General features: G+C 66.5%; 2 protein-coding genes and 1 pseudogene. 2 read left to right on the top strand and 1 reads right to left on the bottom strand.

What is annotated here, in order from left to right:
* Window positions 1–379 (top strand): annotated as a pseudogene (locus tag AC1D15_RS23245) (dockerin); the annotation flags it as partial.
* Window positions 380–426: 47 nt separating this feature from the next.
* On the opposite strand, the gene AC1D15_RS23240 reads toward AC1D15_RS23245, so the two are convergent.
* Complete coding sequence (locus AC1D15_RS23240) at window positions 427–1,488, bottom strand: hypothetical protein (RefSeq protein ID WP_477827835.1); 1,062 nt, start codon at window positions 1,486–1,488, stop codon at window positions 427–429.
* 578 nt (window positions 1,489–2,066) lie between these two features.
* Here AC1D15_RS23240 and AC1D15_RS23235 point away from each other — a divergent pair.
* Window positions 2,067–3,320, top strand: a 1,254-nt coding sequence (locus AC1D15_RS23235; protein ID WP_477827834.1) for an alginate lyase family protein, incomplete at its 3' end; no start/stop codon positions are given.

The raw sequence follows: 3,320 nt of genomic DNA, 5'->3' as shown, positions 1-3,320 counted from the left end.
CGAGGGCGACCTCTGGCTGGCCGACGGCAACGCCGTGTATCACTCGGTGGATTCGGGCGCGAACTGGACGAAGCTCAGCAACTTTGCGTCGGTCTGGGGCAGTCGTGACCCCGGGCAGTGGCCCGAGGTGCAGGGCGCCAGCGTGCTGGCATTGGGCAAGGCCAGGGCGGGCGCCGCGTACTCGGCCGCGGTCTACGTGGTGGGTGCGATGAACGGCGTGTGGGGCGTGTACCGCTCCGACGACGCCGGCACCAGCTGGCAGCGCTTCAACGACGATGCGCACCAGTTCGGCGGCATCAACCTGATGGCGGCCGATCAGAACCTCTACGGACGGGTCTACACCGCCGGCGGCTGCCGAGGCTTGTTCTACAGCAACTGAACGCACGCATCCTGCCGCCCCCTCGGGGGCAGGCAGGTCGAAGGCCTTCAGTGAGCAAGCGCGGCCGGGTTTGCCAGGTACGCCTTGAACGTGCGGGCGAACTGTCCACCGTCGGTGGTGATGTTGGCCGAGGTGCTCCCGCCGCCACTGAACACGATCCCGAACACGCCGATGGCGGTGTACTGCGTCGGGTTCGTGAGCATGTAGTGGACGTGGTTGTCGCGGAAGTGTCCGGGAGTGCCGCCGGGGGTCGCCGAAGGCACGCCCATCGGCGTCTGCCAGTACAGGATGGGCAGGTTCCCGAGCACGCTTCGCGCGGTGCTCCACTCGTCGAGGTTCTGGCGGAAGTTGGGCGTCGCCACGTTGGCTTCGTCCCAGTAGAACGGACCGTTGCCTCGCCCGGCGCACTCGTCGGGGGGCGGGCTGACTTCCATGCAACCGGCGTCACGGTCGACCGTCTGCGCCACGATGAAGTCGGCCTTGTCCGCCCCGAGCTTCAGCATGAAGTTGCCGACGGTGGTGGCATCCCGTCCCCAGAAGGACGGCGGAAAGCCGATCTTCGCCTTGGGTGCATAGGTCCGCCCGAGCGTCAGCAGGCAGCGCGCGAGCCCCGTGACGTCGTCCGGTTGGCCTGCGCATTCGCTCACCGTGCTCACGCGCGCCGGCACCTTCGTCGGGTCGCCGCCGGGAGCACCTGTCAGCACGAAGCCCCAGAAGTCCGGTTCCAGGTTGACGAGCGTCGGTTGGTCCGTCGCCCCGATCTTCTGGTACATCAGCCTGACCTGTGACCAGTAGCTGGCCATGAAGCTTGCGTCGTTGATGGCGCTGAGGTTCCCTTCGCCCCTGGAGGCCATCTGGTAGAGCGTGAACAGGGGCACGGCGCCGGCCGCCTTGGCGTTCGCGGAGGCATAGGTGACGTAGGCCCCATCGGGGCTGTTCCAGTACGGCCACGAACCATCTCCCACCCCGACCAGGTACGTGTCGATGATGTCCGGTCGAATCTGCTGGCTCGTCATGTCGGCGATCTTGTTGCCGGCACCCAGGCCAACCAGCAGCCGACCGGGTACGCCGAGGCTGGCGTTGATCGAAGCAGGCGGCGCAGGCGGCACAGGGGCGGCAGGAGGCGCAGGGGCTGCAGGTGGTGCAGGAGGAGGCGGAGTTCCGGAAGAGGGCGGGGGCGCCGCATCGGAACCGGAGGACGATGCCCCGCTCCCGCCACAGGAGACGACACCAGCCATCATGAGGGAGAGCGCCACCAGGCGGACGGGGGCGGCGTTCAGTGCGTTCGGCATTTTTTCCTCTTTGAACAAACAAGAAACTTCATTCATCGTGCGCGTCGAATTGCAGGACAGTCGGATCGCCGCCACACCGAGGGAGGCGTCGACGAGCAGGAGCTCGTTGTGCGGCAGTGACCTTGTTTGTCAGACCGGGCCCGCCCTTCGACGCGCGACACGGCGCCGCTGTCAAGGATGGTCAGGTGTGAACGCAATTCGCATGCGGTGCGCGGCTCGTGCCGCGCTCTCCATTGCATGAGAGGTTGAACATGCAATCCCCAGGCCACTTGAGGCGATGCGTCGGAAAAAAAGCAATCCTTGCACGGTACGGACCGGCCGTCACAGCTTCGTCAGGACGGCGCCGATGTTTTGCGCTAGCTTGCCGACCTCTACGGAAAAACAAGGAACCCCGCGTGTCCAAGACATCCCCGGAAGCCACTCGCGTCGACGAGTTGCCGCATCGCACGCGGCGCGCATTCTCATTCGGCCTGGGTCTGTTTCCCTTGCTTCCCGCGCTGCCGCTGCTGCCGGGCTGTCGTGACGGCGACGATGAGGACTCCGGAGATGCCGGTGCTGCCGGCCTGCGGACCCCGGCCTCGGTGAGCGGCGCCTTCCGCCACCCGGGCCTCTTGGTCACCGAAGACGACGCCACGCGCATCCGCGCGCACATCAAGGCAGGCCAGGAGCCGTGGACGGGATGGTGGAACAAGCTGTGCGCTGAGCGCAACGCCTCCTTGGACGCCAAGCCCAATCCGCAGCCCGCGGTCTACCGGGCCGATAGCACCAAGTACGCGCTGTACGGCGACATCGCGCGCGCCTGGACCCTGGTACTGCGCTGGAAGCTGTCCGACCCCCAGGACAACCGCTATGCCGACAAGGCGGTGGAGTTCCTGGACGCCTGGGCGAACACGCTGAAGGAGGTCGGAACGGTGCCTCCCGGATCGACCGCCCATGACGACCACACCTTCATCATCCTGGCCGGCATACAAGGCCACCAGTTGGCGCAGATCGGCGAGATCCTGCGCACCTACCCCGGCTGGGCGCCGCAGAGCCAGAAGCGCTTCCAGGAGATGCTGCTCAAGGTCTTCGCCGGCATCTCGCAAAACCGCCTCAACGGCGCGGCGCTGGGGTCCCACGCCAACTGGGACCTGGCATCGCTGTGCGGTGCGCTGGCGATCGGCGTGTTCTGCGACCGGCCCGACCTCTACCGCCTGGCCTGCGACTACTACGCCGGCAACAACCGCGGCAAGCTGAGGATGTTCGGCAACGGCTCCATCGTGCACAGCGTCTACTACATGCACCCCGGCCATTTCGGGCAGTGGGAGGAGAGCGGCCGCGACCAGGGCCACTCGACGCTGGGCATGTCGCTCGGCGGCGACCTGCTGGAGATGGCCTGGAACCAGGGCGACGATCTCTACGGGCTGTACAACAACCGCTTCCTGGCAGCTGCCGAATATGTCGCGCGCTCCAACCTGCTCGACGAGAACGGCAAGACCTACCCGATGCCCTTTGCGCGCGAACAAATTCCGCCGGAGCCTCACACGGCCCTGTGGACCGAGGTGAACCAGTCGTTCCAGCACGGCCGCAATGCGTGGGAGCCCATCTACAACCACTACGTCAACCGCCTGGGGCTGGCAGCGCCCAACGTCACGCGCATGGCCTTGCAG

The organism is Rhizobacter sp. P2_H2 (assembly GCF_056403375.1).
This window is presented reverse-complemented; position numbering and strand designations above follow the sequence as displayed.